At 72.8% G+C, this 17532-nt stretch carries 18 protein-coding genes, 7 tRNA genes and 1 pseudogene; 11 read left to right on the forward strand and 15 right to left on the reverse strand.

What is annotated here, in order from left to right:
* The first annotated feature begins 181 nt into the window (after window positions 1-181).
* Window positions 182-1837 (forward strand): hypothetical protein, encoded by a 1656-nt coding sequence (locus tag A8713_RS05275; protein WP_064537260.1) that lies wholly within the window; start codon window positions 182-184, stop codon window positions 1835-1837.
* Between the two features lie 31 nt (window positions 1838-1868).
* Here A8713_RS05275 and A8713_RS05280 read toward each other — a convergent pair whose 3' ends face one another.
* The 4 genes from A8713_RS05280 to A8713_RS05295 all read right to left on the reverse strand — a co-directional run bounded on the left by A8713_RS05280 (window position 1869) and on the right by A8713_RS05295 (window position 6408).
* Window positions 1869-2414, reverse strand: a complete 546-nt coding sequence (locus tag A8713_RS05280) for an HIT family protein (RefSeq protein ID WP_064531700.1) — start codon at window positions 2412-2414, stop codon at window positions 1869-1871.
* 116 nt (window positions 2415-2530) lie between these two features.
* Window positions 2531-4507 carry a threonine--tRNA ligase gene (thrS, locus tag A8713_RS05285; RefSeq protein WP_064531702.1) on the reverse strand — a complete coding sequence of 659 codons (1977 nt, stop codon included), beginning with the start codon at window positions 4505-4507 and terminating at the stop codon, window positions 2531-2533.
* 99 nt (window positions 4508-4606) lie between these two features.
* Window positions 4607-5845 (reverse strand): hypothetical protein, encoded by a 1239-nt coding sequence (locus A8713_RS05290; protein ID WP_064531704.1) that lies wholly within the window; start codon window positions 5843-5845, stop codon window positions 4607-4609.
* Window positions 5842-6408 (reverse strand): DUF4365 domain-containing protein, encoded by a 567-nt coding sequence (locus A8713_RS05295; protein ID WP_064531706.1) that lies wholly within the window; start codon window positions 6406-6408, stop codon window positions 5842-5844. The genes A8713_RS05290 and A8713_RS05295 overlap by 4 nt, the downstream gene beginning before the upstream one ends.
* Before the next feature lie 279 nt (window positions 6409-6687).
* On the opposite strand from A8713_RS05295, the gene A8713_RS05300 reads away from it, so the two are divergent.
* Together A8713_RS05300 and A8713_RS31935 are read left to right on the forward strand one after the other, a co-directional pair.
* Window positions 6688-7416 (forward strand): 3'-5' exonuclease, encoded by a 729-nt coding sequence (locus A8713_RS05300; protein WP_064537263.1) that lies wholly within the window; start codon window positions 6688-6690, stop codon window positions 7414-7416.
* Between the two features lie 217 nt (window positions 7417-7633).
* A pseudogene (locus A8713_RS31935) lies at window positions 7634-8086 on the forward strand (ATP-binding protein); the annotation flags it as partial.
* Here A8713_RS31935 and A8713_RS05305 read toward each other — a convergent pair.
* From A8713_RS05305 to A8713_RS05320, 4 genes are all read right to left on the reverse strand, one after another.
* Window positions 8057-8131 (reverse strand) — tRNA-Val (locus tag A8713_RS05305). The pseudogene A8713_RS31935 and the gene A8713_RS05305 sit on opposite strands and share 30 nt — an antisense overlap.
* Window positions 8132-8170: 39 nt before the next feature.
* Window positions 8171-8617: an SRPBCC family protein gene (locus tag A8713_RS33480; protein WP_064531708.1), complete on the reverse strand. Its 447-nt coding sequence runs from the start codon at window positions 8615-8617 to the stop codon at window positions 8171-8173.
* Window positions 8618-8919: 302 nt separating this feature from the next.
* A tRNA-Val gene (locus tag A8713_RS05315) sits at window positions 8920-8991 on the reverse strand.
* Window positions 8992-9104: 113 nt separating this feature from the next.
* Complete coding sequence (locus A8713_RS05320) at window positions 9105-9605, reverse strand: TIGR02611 family protein (RefSeq protein ID WP_079158844.1); 501 nt, start codon at window positions 9603-9605, stop codon at window positions 9105-9107.
* Between the two features lie 190 nt (window positions 9606-9795).
* Here A8713_RS05320 and A8713_RS05325 point away from each other — a divergent pair, with 190 nt between their 5' ends.
* Entirely contained in the window at window positions 9796-10209 is a 414-nt protein-coding gene (locus A8713_RS05325; protein WP_004002642.1) for an SsgA family sporulation/cell division regulator, read from the forward strand.
* Window positions 10210-10470: 261 nt separating this feature from the next.
* Window positions 10471-11031 (forward strand): CGNR zinc finger domain-containing protein, encoded by a 561-nt coding sequence (locus A8713_RS05330; protein ID WP_064531712.1) that lies wholly within the window; start codon window positions 10471-10473, stop codon window positions 11029-11031.
* Window positions 11032-11094: 63 nt separating this feature from the next.
* Here A8713_RS05330 and A8713_RS33740 read toward each other — a convergent pair whose 3' ends face one another.
* The gene (locus A8713_RS33740) at window positions 11095-11247 is read right to left on the reverse strand and encodes a hypothetical protein (protein WP_018570251.1); all 153 of its coding nucleotides are present in this window, start codon (window positions 11245-11247) and stop codon (window positions 11095-11097) included.
* A 138-nt stretch (window positions 11248-11385) separates the two neighbouring features.
* On the reverse strand, window positions 11386-11844 hold the full coding sequence (locus A8713_RS05335) for a hypothetical protein (RefSeq protein WP_064531714.1): 459 nt from the start codon (window positions 11842-11844) through the stop codon (window positions 11386-11388).
* Between the two features lie 256 nt (window positions 11845-12100).
* Between A8713_RS05335 and A8713_RS05340 the strand changes: the two genes are divergently transcribed.
* Window positions 12101-12640, forward strand: coding sequence for a DsbA family protein (locus A8713_RS05340; protein ID WP_064531716.1), 540 nt, complete (start codon window positions 12101-12103; stop codon window positions 12638-12640).
* Between the two features lie 22 nt (window positions 12641-12662).
* Here the strand turns inward: A8713_RS05340 and A8713_RS05345 are convergent, their stop codons facing one another.
* The 3 genes from A8713_RS05345 to A8713_RS05355 form a co-directional block, all read right to left on the reverse strand.
* A complete protein-coding gene (locus A8713_RS05345; protein ID WP_064531718.1) occupies window positions 12663-13487 on the reverse strand; it encodes a GNAT family N-acetyltransferase in 825 nt (274 codons plus the stop codon).
* A gap of 80 nt (window positions 13488-13567) precedes the next feature.
* Complete coding sequence (locus A8713_RS05350) at window positions 13568-14389, reverse strand: aminotransferase class IV (RefSeq protein ID WP_064531720.1); 822 nt, start codon at window positions 14387-14389, stop codon at window positions 13568-13570.
* Entirely contained in the window at window positions 14386-15447 is a 1062-nt protein-coding gene (locus A8713_RS05355; protein WP_064531723.1) for a chorismate-binding protein, read from the reverse strand. Before A8713_RS05355 ends, A8713_RS05350 begins: the two co-directional genes overlap by 4 nt.
* A 177-nt stretch (window positions 15448-15624) precedes the next feature.
* Here A8713_RS05355 and A8713_RS05360 point away from each other — a divergent pair.
* The 5 genes from A8713_RS05360 (at window position 15625) to A8713_RS05380 (ending at window position 16095) form a co-directional block, all read left to right on the forward strand.
* Window positions 15625-15697, forward strand: a tRNA-Gly gene (locus A8713_RS05360).
* Between the two features lie 37 nt (window positions 15698-15734).
* Window positions 15735-15808 (forward strand) — tRNA-Cys (locus A8713_RS05365).
* 1 nt (window position 15809) lies between these two features.
* Window positions 15810-15881 (forward strand) — tRNA-Val (locus A8713_RS05370).
* Window positions 15882-15917: 36 nt separating this feature from the next.
* A tRNA-Val gene (locus A8713_RS05375) sits at window positions 15918-15989 on the forward strand.
* A gap of 34 nt (window positions 15990-16023) precedes the next feature.
* Window positions 16024-16095: transfer RNA gene (locus A8713_RS05380), tRNA-Val, on the forward strand.
* A gap of 56 nt (window positions 16096-16151) precedes the next feature.
* Here the strand turns inward: A8713_RS05380 and A8713_RS05385 are convergent.
* Window positions 16152-16448: a TFIIB-type zinc ribbon-containing protein gene (locus A8713_RS05385; RefSeq protein ID WP_064531725.1), complete on the reverse strand. Its 297-nt coding sequence runs from the start codon at window positions 16446-16448 to the stop codon at window positions 16152-16154.
* 81 nt (window positions 16449-16529) lie between these two features.
* Window positions 16530-17483, reverse strand: a complete 954-nt coding sequence (locus tag A8713_RS05390; protein WP_107440588.1) for an aminoglycoside phosphotransferase family protein — start codon at window positions 17481-17483, stop codon at window positions 16530-16532.
* Window positions 17484-17532: the final 49 nt, after the last annotated feature.

Consider the following 17532-nt stretch of genomic DNA (forward strand, 5'->3'; position numbering starts at 1 on the left):
GCACAACGGAGCGGTCGCGCGGGGCAGTACGGGACACCGCGCTCCGCACAGGTGGACGGCTTCGGCCGTCCACCTGTGCGGAAGGGCGGGTGCCGATACGCTGATGACCTGATCAACAGGTGTGCGAGGCAGGGAAGTCGGGAAGGCCGCAGATGCAGAATCGGCGGCAGTGGGGGCGGCGGTGACGGACGGATTCGATTTCAGTCCAGGGGCTCAGATTCCCCTCTCGGGCGCGGCGGGACAGACAGCGGCCACCTTCGCGCTGGCCGCCGCCGCCTACCGGGACGACGAAGTGGAGAAGATCAAGGAAGCCGACAACGACTGGCACCAGTCCACGGTCAAGCCGCCGCGCCCCTGGGCGAAGATCTTCCGCCCCCGGCTCGGCGAGGCGTTCTCCCGCGCCGTGATCGACCGCATGCTCGGCGCCGGACGCAAGCCGCTCATCCAGTCCTTCGGCATCGAACCCCAGGTCGTCGTGGAGCACTGCCTGGCCGCCCAGCGCATCCGCCGCGAGCGCGACAACTGGCTCTCGGCCGTCACGGTGCTGTGCGGGGTGCTGTTCCTGCCCGGCTTCCTGGTCTGGCTGCTGGTGTTCGTCCTGCGCACCACCATGAGCCGCCGCGAGGACAAGCGGGCCGGGATGCTCGCCACCACCCTGCTGGTCGCCATGGGCGCGCTCGCCGTCCTCTTCCTGGTCAAGATGCCTTTCCACGGCTTCTGGGCCTGGTACGCGCGCGCGGCCGTCGTCATGCCGGTCGCCGGCTGGTTCTGGGCCAAGCGGATCTGTGAGCGCACCGCCCGCGACCTGCGCGAACGCTGGTCCGGGCTGCTCTCGGGCGGCGGCGTCGGCGCCAAGATCCCCGAGGCCGTCCCCGGCAACCCCGGGGACGCGGCCGAGCAGATCCGCAAGGAACTCGCCCGGCTCAGTGCCGAACAGCGCTCCAACTCGGTCTTCTACGCCGGCCCCAAGGGCATACTCGGCATGGGCACCCGCTGGGGCAGCTGGCAGCTCGCCGAGGACCTGGTCTCGGCGGAACCGGGCAAGGAGTTCCACCCGTTCCGCAGCTGGGACGTGATCAACGCCATCCAGGGCGGCCTCGGCATGCTGGAGCGCACCTCCATCAACACCGGCGGCTTCACCAAGCCGACGATCACCCACTGGATCGTCACCCCCATCGGGGAGAACGCCAAGGAGGTCGCCCGGCCCGGCGGCACCGACGTGGACGCGTACACCGTCCGCAGCCACGCCGTGCAGGACATCTGCAACAAGCAGCAGTTCGGCAGCGGCGACCGGCACTACCTCGGCGTCCAGTGGACGCTCTGGGACGGCCATCTGGTGATCACCATGATGATCACCGTGACCGTGCTGCACAACACGCTGCGCATCGAGGTCACCGGCCACGCCCTCGGCCCGGTCAACCCGCTCTTCAACGGCAAGCCCGCGGCCAAGGAGAAGGAGGTGCAGAAGGCCTTCCGGTTCTGGGAGACCCGCAAGGTCAAGCTGCCCCTGATCGACACCGACGAGGTGGTACGGCTCGCCGCCCGCGCCCCGCTGACCTGGTACCCGCCGCTGCTCAACTGGCTCGGCGGCAGCCTCGCCCTGCCCGAGCCGTTCGGACTGCGGCACGCCTGGGCCGACCAGCCCTGGCGCCACCGCTTCATGGCCGACGACGCGCTGCGCGCCGCCACGCCCGTGCTGCGGGTGGTGCACACGGCGGCGCTGAAGGTCCTGCGGGACAACGGCGTGGACGTCGAGAAGTTCGGCAACCGCTCCTCGGTGCTCAGCGGCATGGTCCAGGACGCCTCGCCCAGGAAGGCCGATCTGTACGACGCGTAGCACCCGCGCGCGGCGGGGGCCGGGCCCGGGACTACGCGGGCCAGGCCTCCGCGAGCATCTTGCGGGTGTCGGCGAGCAGTTGGGGCAGCACCCGGGTGTGCCCGACCACCGGCATGAAGTTGGTGTCGCCGCCCCAGCGGGGCACGATGTGCTGGTGCAGATGGGCGGCGATGCCCGCGCCCGCCACCGAGCCCTGGTTCATGCCGATGTTGAACCCGTGCGCTCCGGAGGCCGCGCGCAGGGCCCGCATCGCCTGCTTGGTCAGCTCCCCCAGCTCGGCGGTCTCCGCCGCGGTGAGGTCGGTGTAGTCGGCGACATGGCGGTAGGGCACCGTCATCAGATGGCCGCCGTTGTACGGGTACAGGTTGAGCACCGCGTACACCTGCTCGCCGCGCCGGACGATCAGACCGTCCTCGTCGGACTTGGCCGGGATCGCGCAGAAGGGGCAGCCGTCCTTGGCGCCTGGACCGGTCGGCTTGTTCTCGCCCTGGATGTAGGCCATCCGGTGGGGCGTCCACAGGCGCTGGAACGCGTCCTGCGTCCCCACTCCGATCTGCTGCTCCGGCTCACTCGTCATGCGTGCAGCATATGGCGTGCCGCCCGGGGACGGAGCAGGCCCCCGGGAAGCCGTGCCTCCCGGGGACGGAGCAGGCCCCCGGGAAGCCGTGCCTCCCGGGGGCCTGCTCGCGTGGGTCAGACCTGCGTCCGCTCCTCGACCACCTTCGCGATCCTGGCGATGGCCTCGTCGAAGGGGATGCCGTTGTCCTGCGAGCCGTCGCGGTAGCGGAAGGAGACGGCGTTGTTCGCCATGTCCTCGTCGCCCGCGATGACCATGAACGGCACCTTCTGCTTCTGCGCGTTCCTGATCTTCTTCTGCATCCGGTCCGAGGAGGAGTCGACCTCCACCCGCAGGCCCTTCTTCCTGGCCTCGGCGGCGAACGTGTGCAGATAGTCGACGTGCGCGTCGCCGATCGGGATGCCGACCGCCTGGACCGGGGCCAGCCACGCTGGGAAGGCGCCCGCGTAGTGCTCCAGGAGCACCGCGAAGAACCGCTCGATGGAGCCGAACAGCGCGCGGTGGATCATGACCGGGCGCTGCTTGGAGCCGTCCGCGGCGGTGTACTCCAGGTCGAAGCGCTCGGGCAGGTTGAAGTCGAGCTGGACGGTCGACATCTGCCAGGTGCGGCCGATGGCGTCCTTGGCCTGGACGGAGATCTTCGGGCCGTAGAAGGCGGCACCGCCCGGGTCCGGGACCAGCGGAAGGCCCTGCTTCTCGGCGACCTGGCGCAGGGTCTCGGTGGCCTCTTCCCACGCCTCGTCCGAGCCGACGAACTTCTCCGGGTCCTTGGTCGACAGCTCCAGGTAGAAGTCGGTCAGACCGTAGTCGCGCAGCAGGTTCAGCACGAAGGTGAGCGTCTTGTCGAGCTCGTCGGCCATCTGCTCGCGGGTGCAGTAGATGTGCGCGTCGTCCTGGGTGAAGCCGCGGGCGCGGGTCAGACCGTGCACGACGCCCGACTTCTCGTACCGGTACACCGTCCCGAACTCGAAGAGGCGCAGCGGCAGTTCGCGGTAGGACCGGCCGCGCGCGTCGAAGATCAGGTTGTGCATCGGGCAGTTCATGGGCTTGAGGTAGTAGTCCACGCCCTCGTCGAGCTGCATGGGCGGGTACATGCCGTCGGCGTACCAGTCCAGGTGGCCCGAGGTCTCGAAGAGCTTCCCCTTCGTCGCGTGCGGGGTGTAGACGAACTCGTAGCCCTCCTCCTCGTGGCGGCGGCGCGAGTAGTCCTCCATGACCCGGCGGACGATGCCGCCCCTGGGGTGGAAGACGGCGAGGCCGGAGCCGATCTGCTCGGGGATGGAGAAGAGGTCCAGCTCGTTGCCCAGCTTGCGGTGGTCGCGCTTCTCGGCCTCGGCGAGGAACTCCAGGTACTGCTTCAACTCGTCCTTGGACGGCCAGGCGGTGCCGTAGATGCGCTGGAGCATCGGGTTCTTCTCGCTGCCACGCCAGTAGGCGGCGGCGTTGCGCATCAGCTTGAACGCCGGGATGAGCCGGGTGGAGGGCAGGTGGGGACCGCGGCAGAGGTCCTTCCAGCACAGCTCGCCGGTCTTGGCGTCCAGGTTGTCGTAGATCGTCAGCTCGCCGGCGCCGACCTCGACGTCCGCGCCGTCCTCGGAGGAGGCGGAGCCCTTGAGGCCGATCAGCTCCAGCTTGTACGGCTCGCCGGCCAGCTCCTCGCGGGCCTCTGCGTCGGTGACCACCCGGCGGGCGAACCGCTGCCCGCGCTTCTGGATCTCCTGCATCTTCTTCTCGATGGCCTTGAGGTCATCGGGGTGGAAGGGCCGCTCGACGTCGAAGTCATAGTAGAAGCCGTCCTTGACCGGCGGGCCGATGCCCAGCTTGGCCTCGGGGAACAGCTCCTGCACGGCCTGCGCCATGACGTGCGCGGTGGAGTGGCGCAGGATGTTCAGACCGTCCTCGGAGGTGATCTCCACACCCTCGACGGTCTCGCCGTCCGCGACCTCGTACGCCAGGTCCTTCAGCTCGCCGCCCACGCGCGCGGCGACGATCGAGCGCTCGCCGGCGAAGAGGTCGGCGGCCGTGGTGCCCGTCGTCACCGTGCGCTCTTCCCGCTCGGAATCGCGTTGGATGATCACACGGACGTCTGACACCGGTCTCTCCTGACTGAAGGGGGTGCGGCGCCATACCGGGAGCGCGCGCATGACTGGGATGGTACCGAGACGAAGGCACCCTCCGCGAAGCGGTTGTCGTCAGCCCCGCGGTGCGCCGCCCGCCGCGGCCTCCGGTCCGCCGAAGAGATCCGGGTCCACGGGCCCCTCCCCCAGCCATTTCATCAGCCGGTCCCGCTCCTCGTCGTCCACCCGCACGGGGACGACCTCGCAGGCGCCCGTGACCCGGCGGAAGCCGCCGCGGCTCTCCAGCCTGCCGCGCATCCGCACCGGCAGGCCGGCCAGGTGCGCGTGCCCGGCGGTGCGGTAGTCCTCCTCGGCGAGGACGACGCGGACGTAGGGCACCTCGGCGCCCGCGAGGACGCGCAGCCGCGCGGTGCCCTCGCCGTAGGGCCGGGGCCTGCGCAGCCGGACCACCGCGCCGGTGATCCGCACGGGCACGGACGGCTCGGCGCGCAGATAGCGGGCGCCGGCTTCGCGCAGCACGGGCAGGTCGCCGGGTGAGAACTCGACCGGCTCGGTCCCGCAGTGCTCGGGTACGCCCGCGGCGGGTGCCCAGTCGACCGCGATCCGGGCGCTCTCGCTGCCGCGCACCAGCGCGATCAGCGCCTCGGTCAACTCGCGGCTGGCGCCGGCCCGGACCGCGCCGTCGAAGGCGTCCAGGGCTCCGGTGGCCCGGCGGTGGTCAATGGCCTCGCGGACGGCGTGGACGGCCCGGTGGAGCCGGACGGCGAGCGGCCGGGCGGGGTCGACGGGAACGAGCGCGGTCAGGCCGGTGCCGCCGCTGCCGGAGCCGACCAGGACGTGGTCGAGGCAGGCGGCGGCCGGGCGGCGGTGCCGTGCGCCGTGGTAGCCGGTGCGCGCGCGGGTGGCGAGCGCGGCGGCGAGCAGGGTCTGCCGGGCGGCGGCGCGCAGCCGTTCCGCGGCGGTCCAGGCGGCGGTCCCGGCCGGGCCGCCCGGTTCGTCGCGCCACCAGTGGATCTCGTCGCTTGGCACGGCGAGGGCGGCCAGGACGGCGTACGCGGACGGTGTGCGGGCGCGGACGAGGGCGTCGAGCACCTCGCCGAGCAGGTCGTCGCTGTCGGGGAAGGCGCGGCTGACGGGCACCAGCAGGCTGGTGGCGGCGCCGCCGGGGCCGGGCGGTGTCCAGCGGCCGTAGTGTCCCGTGGCGCCGCCGCGCCGCTGCCAGCCGTGCCGGTGCAGCAGGGCGGCGAGCACGGCGGGGTCGACGTCGGCGGGGTGCGGGACGCCGGCCGGGGGCGCGGTGGCGGGGTGCGGGCGCGCGGGGCGCTGCGGCTGGTCAGGGGGGCGGTGCGTCATGGTCTGCCTCCGGTCCCGACCCGCGTCATGATCTCGCACAGGGCCCGGTCGTCGAAGATGCGCGAGGTCGGTATCCGTACGGTGGTGCGGTGGCGGCCGCTGATCGGATGGCCGGCGAGGTTGACCCAGTAGCAGCAGTGCCTCAGGTCGAGCCGGTCGTGTCCGGCCCGCAGCCACTGGTCCTGGGAGCGCGGCACGATCATCACGACCAGGATCTTGTGGACCGAGACCGGGGTGCGGGCGAGCTTCGCCAGGTGGGCGTTGTCCAGGGTGAAGGCGAAGGTCGGGCCCGGCGGGTGGGGCGGGAGCTGGTAGGTGCACTTGAGCTGCACCTTGACGGTCACCTCGTCGTCGACGGTGTGTCCGGGGGCGCTGTGGCTGACGTGCCAGTCGATGCCGTTGTCCGGGAAGGGCTGGGACAGGGAGCAGCCGGCCGCGGCGGCGACGGCGTGCAGATAGCCCACCTGCAAGGTCTCCATGCAGGCGGTGGTGGCGAGTGTGCCGCGTCGGGTGCCCGCGCGGCCGGGCAGCAGCCCGCTCCGCTCGGGCTGCGCCGTCACCATGACCGACAGCCTTCCGCACCAGGGGAATCGAGAGAGACGTACCGAACGGGGTGTGGGTGGAACGGGGGTGACACGGAGGCCGGCGACGGGCGGGCCGGGCGCGTGCCGGGGCCGCCGCCGGGGGCGCGTGCCCCGGTCCGCGGAGCGGGTCCGTGAACTGCAAAGACCCGTACTGCTGTTGTCTCCTTCCGGCGTACGCCGCAAACGGCCCGGGTATCACCGGTTCGGGTGGCGGACGGCACGTCAGCCGCCTTGGATAAGCGAGGAGTTGTGGTCGACATGACGTGCTGCTGGTACGAGGGGCCGCTGGCCGCCTTCGACACGGAGACCACGGGCGTCGACGTCGAGACCGACCGCATCGTGTCGGCCGCCGTCGTCGTCCAGGACGCGCCGGGCGCGCGGCCCAGGACGGTGCGCTGGCTGGTGAATCCGGGGGTGCCGGTGCCCGAGGCGGCGACGGCGGTGCACGGCCTGACGGAGGAGCATCTGCACCGCAACGGGCGCTGGCCCGCGCCGGTGATGTACGAGATAGCCGAGGAGCTGGCGGAACAGGCCGCGCTGGGCCGCCCGCTCGTGGTGATGAACGCGCCGTTCGATCTGACGCTGCTGGACCGGGAGTTGCGGCGGCACCGGGCGTCCTCGCTGGGCCGCTGGCTGGAGTCGTCGCCGCTGAGCGTGCTGGATCCGCGGGTGCTGGACAAGCATCTGGACCGCTACCGCAAGGGGCGGCGCACGCTCACCGATCTGTGCGCGCACTACGAGGTGACGCTGGCGGAGGCGCATGACGCGGCGGCGGACGCGCTGGCCGCGCTGGAGGTGGTCCGGGCGCTCGGCCGCCGGTTCGCGGCCCGGCTGGAGCGGCTGTCCCCCGCCGAGCTGCACGCGTTGCAGACGGGCTGGCACGCGGCGCAGGCGCGGGGCCTGCAGGCGTGGTTCGCGCGCACCGGCACCGAGGAGACCGTGGATCCGGCCTGGCCACTGCGCCCGGAGCTGCCGGCGGCGGCTTGAGGCGGTGCGGGTCCGCGGCGCCGGGGCGGGGCGGCGGGCGGTGACATGAAGAAGGCCGGTCCGCTGCTGCGGGCCGGCCCTTGGTCCGGAGCGTCACCAGGAACGGACTCGGCCGATCAGACGACGGCGCATCGGTTGAAATCCGGCTGGGTTTCCCGAAGCCACGCCGTGGGCCAGGCGGCACGTCCGCGATGTCCTCAGCGCCTGGCAGGTCGCCGACGAGCGGATCGACACGACCGAGCTGGCCGTCTGCGAGTTGGTGTCCAACGCCGTGCGGCATGTCGCGCCCGATGTACCGGACGCTCACGTCACGCTGACCCTTCGCCACGACGCAGCACGGCTCGTCGCGGAAGTGGCCGACCCCAGCAGCCGCCCGCCCGTTCCCGACACGACGAAGTCCGAGGACGCTGAGAGCGGCCGGGAGCTGTTCATCGTGGGCGAGATCTCCAAGGAGTGGGACCACTTGCCTGCTGCCCACCGGTGGCGAAGTCGTGTGGTGCGCGATCCCACGGGTGTGACACCACCGCTCCGGACGCCGGCCGTGCCCGCGTCGGCCGACGAGCGCACAGCGACCTACACCGAACAGGGGCCGCCCTGGCGGGCGGCCCCTGGAAGGTACCGGGTTCCAATGAACTTCTTCTGGTGGGCGATACTGGGTTCGAACCAGTGACCTCTTCGGTGTGAACGAAGCGCTCTCCCACTGAGCTAATCGCCCGGGAACGCACTGAACCATACAGGTCCGGGGGGCCTTCGTTCAAACCGTCGCCAGATGCGCGGCCAGCCCCCGCCGTCCGGCGCTCATCATCAGCCGGTGGTTGAGCCGGAAGACGGGGCGGCCGGGCACCGCGAGGCGTCTGAGCAGCGGCTTGTGCACGTCGACGACCTGGTCGTAGCGGGCCAGGGTGCCGGTGCCGTGGGCGGTGAGGGTCCAGCGCGCCCAGCCGTCGATGTCCCCGGTCATCGCCACCTCCAGGATCCCGGCGGCCGGGTCGCGGCGCGCCTCGCGGGCGGTGAACGTCATGTCGTACGGCAGCAGGGAGCGGATCCGGACGACGCCTGCGGTGGCGCCGGTCCGGCGGACCTCGCGCACCTGCGGCCACCACCGCGGGTAGTCCTCGACCCGTTCCAGGGCCGCGTACACGGCGGCGGGCGGGGCGGGCACGGGCCACCGGCTGAGGAAGCGGTAGTGGGTCCAGTCCATGGTCCTCAGTCTGCCCGGTGCGCCGCTGCCCGCGGGCCGCTTTTCCGGTGCCGGGCCGGGTCCGGAGGACGGGCGCCGAAGCCTCTTGTGCCCTGCGCCCGAAGGAATATGACGGGGTATTGGAAATCGTCGGGAGATTTTCATCGCGAGTCCGCTCGCGGAACTCCCGGTGGAAAGAGACACGGTGGTGGGACGCGGCGGTGAAAGCGGGACGGGAAAGTCCGCCTTCATGGATCGGCGTCCACCGGTGCGCATACACCGACGGCCCGTCCTGTGTTCAGGGACGGGCCGTGGGACCGGGGTGGGCGATACTGGGTTCGAACCAGTGACCTCTTCGGTGTGAACGAAGCGCTCTTCCACTGAGCTAATCGCCCCGGGTGCAGGAAGAACATTACCGCATGTCAGCCGGTGCCCCGGACCAGGGTCCGGGAGGGGGCCGCAGGGGGCCGGGAGGTCTCGCGGGCCGGTCACCGGCGGCCGGTCCGGCTCACTGGTGCCTGATGCTCCAGGGCATGACCAGGCCGAACTTCCACAGGTAGATCCCGCCGAGCACCGCGATGATCACGAGTCCGGCCACGGTCAAAGCGATGTTGCGGCGGCGCACCCTGGGGTCGAGGGCCCGCTGGGCCGCCTCGGTGACCTTGCGTTTGGTCCAGCGCAGCACGAGCTGGGCCCAGACGAACTCGGTCGCCCAGATCGCCATGCCGCCGAAGATGACCACCCAGCCCGGTCCGGGCAGCGGGAGCAGGATGACGCCGGTGACGACGACCGCGAGGCCGACGACGAAGACGCCGACCTGCCAGCTGACGTGGAGCACGCGCCGGGACCGGACGAACTCGGGCGCGCGGGACCCGAGGCCCCGGCGGTCCGGCGCCCCGTCCGCCCCGGCCCTGCCGTGGGGATCGCGGGGTACTTCGGGCTTCCCCTCCATCGTCGCTCCGTCCGGCGTCGCGGCAACCTGGGCCGGCTCGTCACTCCCCGTATTCATATGTCCGAACCTACCGGAGAGAATCCGGTCACCGGAATGGCCGTACCGCCCGAACGGGTTCTCGGCCGGAAGAGTTACGTAAAGCCAGGCAAAACACTCAGAGGGGTTTACAACGGCACCGTAGGTGGCATGTCGATTTCGCCGACGTGCGAATCCCCGAGCGCACACTGAGCGAAAGGCCCTGGCGCTTATGAACACCACGGTCAGCTGCGAGCTGCACCTGCGCCTCGTTGTGTCGAGCGAGTCCTCCCTGCCTGTCCCCGCAGGCCTGCGGTACGACACGGCCGACCCCTACGCCGTGCACGCCACCTTCCACACCGGAGCCGAGGAGACCGTCGAGTGGGTGTTCGCCCGCGACCTCCTCGCCGAGGGGCTTCACCGTCCCACGGGCACCGGCGACGTCCGAGTCTGGCCGTCGCGCAGTCATGGTCAGGGCGTCGTGTGCATCGCCCTGAGCTCTCCGGAGGGCGAGGCACTGCTCGAGGCCCCGGCGCGGGCCCTGGAGTCCTTCCTGAAGCGGACGGACGCGGCCGTGCCCCCGGGCACGGAACACCGGCACTTCGATCTCGATCAGGAGCTGTCGCACATCCTCGCGGAGAGTTAGCGGTAGCCGCCGAGGCCCTTCGAGCTGCCCGTTGCCGTCCACTCGGGGAGACGGCTCGGGCCAGGACGACCGCACACAGGGCGCACCGGCGCCGGTTCCCCTCGGGGGCCGCCGCCGGTGCGCCCGCGCGCGTCCGGGGGCGGCAGGGGCCCGCCTGGGCGCACCGTGGCGCGCCTGTGCGCTGCTCGGGTGACGGCGGGGCCGCTACCATCGGCCTGCATCGGCGGGCGTGTGCCCGATCCCCAGGCCAGGGAGCGAAACGTGCTGATCACCCACGACACCCGGTGCGCGCTCGACACCGTGGTGGATCTGGTGAACACCGCACCGGAGGACGACTCGGCGCCGGACGGGCTGGCGGATCTCGCCGCGCTGACGGATTTCGTACGCCGGCACGACATGAGCGATGTCGGGGTCCTCTCGGAGTTCGATCTCTCGGCGGTGCGCCGCATCCGCGGCCGGTTCGCGGGGATCTTCTCCGCCCCGGACTCCCGTACGGCCGCCGGGATGATCAACGAGCTGGTGGCGGCGGCGGGCACCACGCCCCGGCTGACGGACCACGACGGCTACGACTGGCATGTGCACTACTTCGCCCCCGGTGCGTCGGTCGCCGATCACCTGGCGGCGGACTGCGGGATGGCGCTGGCGTTCTTCGTGGTGGCCGGGGAGCAGGAGCGGCTGCGCCGGTGCGAGGCGCCCGACTGCCGGCGGGCCTTCGTCGACCTGTCCCGCAACCGCTCGCGGCGCTACTGCGACAGCCGCACCTGCGGCAACCGGCTGCATGTGGCCGCGTACCGCGCGCGGCGCAAGGAGGCGGCGGGCTGAGCCCGGGACCGCTCCGGTGGGTCGTGGCCCCCGGCGGGTGACGCCGAGGAACCACGGTACGGCTCACAGCAGCAGCAGGTCGTGCAACGCAGCCATGAGCAGCAGACACCCGATCACCGCAAGGAAGATCATCAGCGGTGGCTGGGATAGGGCGAAGAGGCAGCCGCGCGGCTTGTCCTTCTGCGGCGCGGCCTCGCTCTGGGTCGTGTCCACCATCTCGCGGTGATGATGACCCAGGCAGGACCCGCGGCGCGATCAACACGCACCGAATGTCCGGGTCGTCGCGGATTCCGTGATCTTCGCTCCGGATCGGGTCAGAGCTTGATCGTTTCCAGGACCGGCGTCGGTCGGATGTCAGATCCCGTGCTTCTTGAGGATGGCCTCGATGTCGCTGAAGTCGTCGCCGCCGGGCGCGGAGGCCGGGCGGGAGCTCTGGGCGCCGGACGGGCGGTCGGCGGGCTTGCGGGCGCCGCCGAGGGAGGGCGCGGAGGCCGCCGGGGCCACCGCTTCCGGTGCGGCGGCGCGGGCCGCCGCTCTGCGCTCCTTGCGGGTGCCGCCCCGGCGGCGCTCGACGGCGCGGGTCGTCGCGAAGAGCACCCAGGCGCAGCCGAGCAGGGCGAATCCGGCCCAGGCGGTGGGACTGAAGGCGGTGCGGGCCAGCCAGCCGACGGCCCCGGTCATCACCAGCCCCACCGGGACGAGCGAGTAGGCGGCGACCCGGGCGGCCGCGAGGAACCGCTTGCGGTAGGCGGTGACCGCGGCGATGCCCAGCCCGGCCGCGGAGACGGCGCAACAGACGGTCTCGGCAATCATCCGGTCCTCCAGGCGGTGCTCTGCGGTCGGGGCGGCCGGGCAGCCGGTCCGGGCCCTTCGTCCCTTCCATCCTGCACCTCCCACCGGGCCGCGGGCCACGTCCGGGACCGACATCAGGGAGATCTCCGGGTCGCCTCCTCCGCAGGTGCCGGTCACGGGCGGCGCCCGGCGGGGCGTGGGCCGAGGGCCGGGCGGGGGCGCCGGTCGCGGCGGGCGGGGATTGGGTGCCGCGCCGCGGGCCTGGAAGACTGGTGGCATGAGCGACACCTCCCCCGCATCCACGGCCCCGGTCCTCGACGTCTGGTGCGAGCTCCAGTGCCCGGACTGCCGTACGGCGCTGGACGACCTGCGTGCCCTGCGCGCCCGCTACGGCGACCGGCTGGAGCTGCGGCTGCGGCACTTCCCGCTGGACAAGCACCGGCACGCCTTCGCCGCCGCGCAGGCCGCCGAGGAGGCCGCCGAGCAGGGGCGGCTGTGGCCGTACGTGGAGGCGGTGCTCGCCCGGGTGGCGGAGCTGGACCGCCGGGGCGAGCCGCTGCTGGTCGAGGTGGCCCGTGAACTGGGCCTGGACGCCGAGGAGTTCGACACCGCGCTGATCGACGGCCGGCACATCCTGATGGTGGACGCCGACCAGGCCGAGGGCAAGGCGATCGGGGTGACGGGCACACCGACGTATGTGGTCGGCGGCGAGCACCTGGACGGCGGCACCAGCCAGGAGGGGCTGCGCGAGCGCGTCGAGGAGATCGTCGACCGGCTGCTGGCGCAGCAGGGCCGGGGCGGCCAGGACACGGCCTGACCGCTCCCCCGCGGCCGTGGGGTCAGGGCAGTTCCTTGTAGAGGGAGTGCAGGGTCGTGCGGTAGCCGAGGGAGTCGTAGAGGCGCTCGGCCGGGGTGTTGCCGGCGAAGACGTTGAGGCCGAGGACGGGCCGGCCCGCGGCGATGGCCTGGGCCTCGGCGAGCAGCATCAGGGAGCGGCCGTGGCCCCGGCCGCGGAAGCGCGCGTCGGCCTCGACGTCGTAGACGAACGCCCTGTCCTCGTCGAGGGCGACCCACAGGGTGCCGACCGGGGTGCCCTCGTGTTCCAGGACGCTGATCAGCATGTCCGGTGTGGCCGGGCCCTGGGGCAGCAGCCGGGCGTGGTCGGCCTCCGACTTGGCGTGCGCCTCGTCGGCCGGTACGCCGCGGTCGATCCAGCTCTGCGCGTAGACGGCCTTGCCGTGCTCCAGCCACGGGCCGTACTCGGCGTCGGTGAGCGGCCGGCCGCGGGTGCCCGCGGGCAGTTCGGGCGCGGTGGCGCCGAGTCGCTTCTCCATGCCGCGGTTGCGCGGGACGTAGCCGAGCGCGGCGACGAGCCGCAGGGCGGCCTCCTCGGTGGCGGGCACGGTGATCTCGACGCGCCGGCACCCCCAGTCGCGCGCGACCTCCTCGGCGGCCAGCGCGGCCACCGTGCCGCGGCCCCGGCCCCGGTCGGGCTCGTCGATGCGCAGGTCGAGGATCCGGGCGACGGCGGGCCCGAAGACCGGGTGGGTGGCCAGATGGAGCACGCCGACGGGGCGGCTGTTCACGCAGACCTGGTAGCGGCGCGAGCGGGTTCCGTCGGGGTGCTGCTGGAGCGGCTCGGTGGGCCGCAGGGTGGTGGTCATCAGGGGATTTCTACCCGCCCCGGCGGCCCGCGTCAGCTCTTTTTCCGCGACGTGCGCGACGTCCCGCGACCGCCGCCCGGTCACGGGTCGAGGTCGTCCCCGGACCGCTCGTCGAAGATCCGCATGGCCTTGGCGGTCACCGGGCCCGCCGTGCCGGGCAGCTCGCGGCCGTCGACGCGGTGGACGGCCTGCACGTCGCGCAGGGTGGAGGTGAGGAAGACCTCCTCGGCGCGGTCCAGGACGTCGAGCGGCAGGTCGCTCTCGCGGGCTCCGGTCCAGTCGAGGACCAGCGCGCGGGTGACACCGGCGAGGCAGCCGGAGGCGAGCGGCGGGGTGTGGATCTCGCCGCCGAGGACGACGAAGACGTTGGACCCGGTGCCCTCGCAGAGCTGTCCGACGGTGTTGCCGAACAGGGCCTCGGAGGCGTCCTGGGCGCGGGCACGGGCGAGGGCGACGACGTTCTCCGCGTAGGAGGTGGTCTTCAGACCGGTGAGGGCGCCGCGTTCGTTGCGGGTGAAGGGGACGGTGACGGCGGCGGTGGAGTCGGGGCGGCGGGCGGCCTCCCCGAGGGCGACGACGAGGGTGGGCGGGTGCTCGCCCCGGTCGGAGCCGAGGGGGCCGTGGCCGCCGGTGTAGGTGATGCGCAGCCGGCCGAGCGGCACGGGGTGGGCGCCGAGGACGGCGGCGCAGGCGCGGCGGACCTCGTCGAGGTCGGGGGCGGGCAGGCCGAGGCCGCGGGCCGAGCGGGTCAGCCGGTCCAGGTGGCGGGTGAGCGCGAACGGCTTCCCCTCGGTGGCCTTGACCGTCTCGAAGACGCCGTCGCCCACGGTCAGCCCGTGGTCCAGGGCGGAGACGCGCGCGGACTCCAGGTCCCGCAGTGCGCCGTCGAGCCATACCTTCACAGTGCCGTGTCCTCTCCGCCGTGCTCGTAGGTGCCCGACGCTACCGCGAGCAGCCGGGCCGCCTTCAGTTCGGTCTCCCGCCACTCCCCCTCGGGGTCGGAGTCCCAGGTGATGCCGGCGCCCGCGCCGAAGCGCAGCACGGCGCCCGTTCCGGCGCCGCCGGGCCGGTCGATCCAGAAGGTGCGGATGCCGACGGCCAGTTCACCGGTGCCCCGGTCGGCGTCGACCCAGCCGATGCCGCCGCAGTACGGTCCGCGGGGCGCGGTCTCCAGGGCGTCGATGATCCGCAGGGCGCTCGACTTGGGGGCGCCGGTGATCGAACCGGCCGGGAAGGCGGCGGCGAGCAGTTCGGGCCAGCCGGTGCCGGGGCGCAGGTCGCCGTGGACGGTGGAGACGAGGTGGACCAGGCCGGGGTGCTTCTCGACGGCGCACAGGTCGGGGACGGTGACGCTGCCGGTGGCGCAGACCCGGCCGAGGTCGTTGCGGACCAGGTCCACGATCATCACGTTCTCGGCGTGGTCCTTGTCGAGGAGTTCGTCCTCGGTGCGGGCGGTGCCCTTGATCGGGCCCGACTCCGCGGTGCGGCCCGCGCGGCGCAGGAACAGCTCCGGGGAGGCGGTGGCGATTTCCACGCCGTGCTCCGGCAGGCGAATCGTTCCGGCGTACGGGGCCGGGTTGCCGCGGGCCAGGACGGCGGTGAGCGCGTCCACGTCGGCGTCGGGGCGGACCGGCGCGGAGAGCACCCGGCAGAGGTTGACCTGGTAGACCTCGCCTGCCGCGATGTGCTCGCGCACCCGGCGCACGCCCGCGGTGTACGCGCGGCGGTCGAGCGAGGAGGTCCAGTCGGCGGCGGCCGGTCCGCGCCAGGCGCCGGGCACCGGGGCGGGCACGGGCGCGTGCCGTACGTCGCGGAAGCGGGCGCAGGTCAGACGGCCCTCGTAGTCGGCGGCGACCGCCCAGAAACCGGTGGAGTCCAGGGCCGCCGGGTCGTCGGTGACATCGGTCAGGCCGGTCGCGAGGCGGTCGCCGAAGCGCGCCAGAGGAGGCAGGTCGAGCACGGCACCGAGTCTAGGACCGGTGTCCACCGGGTGGCCCGTGTGTGTCCTGCGGGGGGCCTGACCAGGTCCTCGGCGGGACGCACCGCAGCACGCTGCGCAAACGCGTTTTTGTACTGGCCCGGGAATCCGCTAGAGTTCAACACGTCGCCGGGACGCGCAAGCGGACCGCACCGACAGGCGGACGTAGCTCAGTTGGTAGAGCGCAACCTTGCCAAGGTTGAGGTCGCGAGTTCGAGCCTCGTCGTCCGCTCGCAGGAAAGAGGGGACTCCCGGTCCCCTGCACTCCTGGTGGAGTGGCCGAGAGGCGAGGCAACGGCCTGCAAAGCCGTCTACACGGGTTCAAATCCCGTCTCCACCTCCAAGGACGATTAGCTCAGCGGGAGAGCGCTTCCCTGACACGGAAGAGGTCACTGGTTCAATCCCAGTATCGTCCACCGGACCGGCCGTCTCGTACGGCGAGGTCCTGACCCGCGCGATTAGCTCAGCGGGAGAGCGCTTCCCTGACACGGAAGAGGTCACTGGTTCAATCCCAGTATCGCGCACGCACCGCCCGTGATCCTGCGGTCACGGTCCCGAGGACGATTAGCTCAGCGGGAGAGCGCTTCCCTGACACGGAAGAGGTCACTGGTTCAATCCCAGTATCGTCCACACCGCAGCAAGCCCCCGGCCGTCTCGTGCGGCCGGGGGCTTTCGCGTGCCGGGGCTCAGCTGGAGAAGAGCATGTGGCCGAAGCTCTTGCGCTTGTGGCCGTGTCCGTAGTGCCCGTGGCCGCCGTGCGGAGCGCCCCAGGCGGGGGCGGGCGGGGCGGGGTACGCCTGCGGGGCCGGGTAGCCCTGCGGGGCGGGCGGCGGGGCGGGCTGCGACCACTGGGACTCCAGGCGGGTCAGTGCCTCCAGCTCGCCGTAGTCGAGGAAGATGCCGCGGCAGCCGCTGCACTGCTCGATCTGGATGCCGTTGCGGTTGTAGGTGTGCATCGGCGCGTGGCACTTGGGACACTGCATGCTCGGCTCAACTCCTCACCGGTGGGTTCTGCTCCGGGGTACCGCCTGGACAGACTCCGTCCGGCCGCGGTCGGTTGCACCTTACTGGGGCGGTCCGCCCGCCAACTCGCCGGGCGGCGGCGCCATTCGGTGGCAGGCGTCGACCACGGCCCGCTCCACCTCGTCCAGGGCGCGGCCGGCCGCCGCCGCCTTGGCCACGGCCCGTGCGGCGCTCTGCACGGTCAGGGCGCGGGCGGCGGTGTCCAGGGCGGCCCACGGGTCGCCGTCATGCGGCACGGCGGGGCCGCCCGCCGTCCGGTAGGCGGTGAGGAAGCGGGTCCAGTCGTCGGGCGGGAGCAGCCCGCAGGCGAACCAGGCGGCGGGACGGGCCAGGTCCCAGGCGGGCGCTCCGGTGCCGAGGTCGTCGACGTCGATCAGCAGCCAGGGGCCGTCGGGTACCGGATGGCGTACGAGCTGGCCCAGGTGCAGGTCGCCGTGGCAGACGGCGGCGGGACCGGGCGCGGGTGCCTCGGCGCGCGCCCAGGCGGGCAGGGCGGCCCACGCCCGCAGGACCGGGCCGGCGGCCGGGTGGCCGGGGGCGCCGGCGCGCAGCCGGGCGACGGCGCGGGCGGCCTTCTCCGGGCCGCGCATGGGCGGCAGTCCGGGCGGCACGGGGGTGCGGTGGAGGCGGGCGAGGAGTGCGGCGGTGGCTTCCCAGGGCGCGGCCTCCGGGACCTCGGGGTCGACGGGCGTGCCGTGCGGCCAGAAGGTGACGAGGCGGTCGCCCGACGCCACGGGGGCGGGGTCGAGCGGGGGCAGCAGGATGTCCGGCAGGCGGGCGGCCAGGGTCAGGCGGTGGGCGAGCGCGGCGGGGTCCGTGCCCGGTGCGTGCGCCTTCGCGACGGTGCCGCAGTGCCGGACCACCGTGGCTTCGGGGCGGTCGGCCAGGACGGTCGTCGGGCGGTCGCAGCCGGGCGCGCCGGGGTGGGCGGCCCTGATGACCTGCGCGGTCAGTGCGGGGGGCGGGTCGACGGGGGCGGTGGTGCTGGCGGTCACGGGCTCCCCTGGTGTCCGGGTGCGGCGGCTGGGCACCGTGTCCGGGTGC

This window comes from Streptomyces sp. SAT1, from assembly GCF_001654495.1.
Taxonomy (GTDB): domain Bacteria; phylum Actinomycetota; class Actinomycetes; order Streptomycetales; family Streptomycetaceae; genus Streptomyces; species Streptomyces andamanensis.

Coding starts and splice junctions, on each gene's coding strand:
- A8713_RS05385 (WP_064531725.1), bottom strand. CDS start 16,448: ATGCAGTGTCCCAAGTGCCACGCGCCGATGCACACCTACAACCGCAAC.
- A8713_RS05290 (WP_064531704.1), bottom strand. CDS start 5,845: ATGACGCACCGCCCCCCTGACCAGCCGCAGCGCCCCGCGCGCCCGCAC.
- A8713_RS05335 (WP_064531714.1), bottom strand. CDS start 11,844: ATGATTGCCGAGACCGTCTGTTGCGCCGTCTCCGCGGCCGGGCTGGGC.
- A8713_RS05345 (WP_064531718.1), bottom strand. CDS start 13,487: ATGACCACCACCCTGCGGCCCACCGAGCCGCTCCAGCAGCACCCCGAC.
- A8713_RS05300 (WP_064537263.1), top strand. CDS start 6,688: ATGACGTGCTGCTGGTACGAGGGGCCGCTGGCCGCCTTCGACACGGAG.
- A8713_RS05320 (WP_079158844.1), bottom strand. CDS start 9,605: ATGAATACGGGGAGTGACGAGCCGGCCCAGGTTGCCGCGACGCCGGAC.
- A8713_RS33480 (WP_064531708.1), bottom strand. CDS start 8,617: ATGGACTGGACCCACTACCGCTTCCTCAGCCGGTGGCCCGTGCCCGCC.
- A8713_RS05295 (WP_064531706.1), bottom strand. CDS start 6,408: ATGGTGACGGCGCAGCCCGAGCGGAGCGGGCTGCTGCCCGGCCGCGCG.
- A8713_RS05325 (WP_004002642.1), top strand. CDS start 9,796: ATGAACACCACGGTCAGCTGCGAGCTGCACCTGCGCCTCGTTGTGTCG.
- A8713_RS05280 (WP_064531700.1), bottom strand. CDS start 2,414: ATGACGAGTGAGCCGGAGCAGCAGATCGGAGTGGGGACGCAGGACGCG.
- A8713_RS05340 (WP_064531716.1), top strand. CDS start 12,101: ATGAGCGACACCTCCCCCGCATCCACGGCCCCGGTCCTCGACGTCTGG.
- A8713_RS33740 (WP_018570251.1), bottom strand. CDS start 11,247: ATGGTGGACACGACCCAGAGCGAGGCCGCGCCGCAGAAGGACAAGCCG.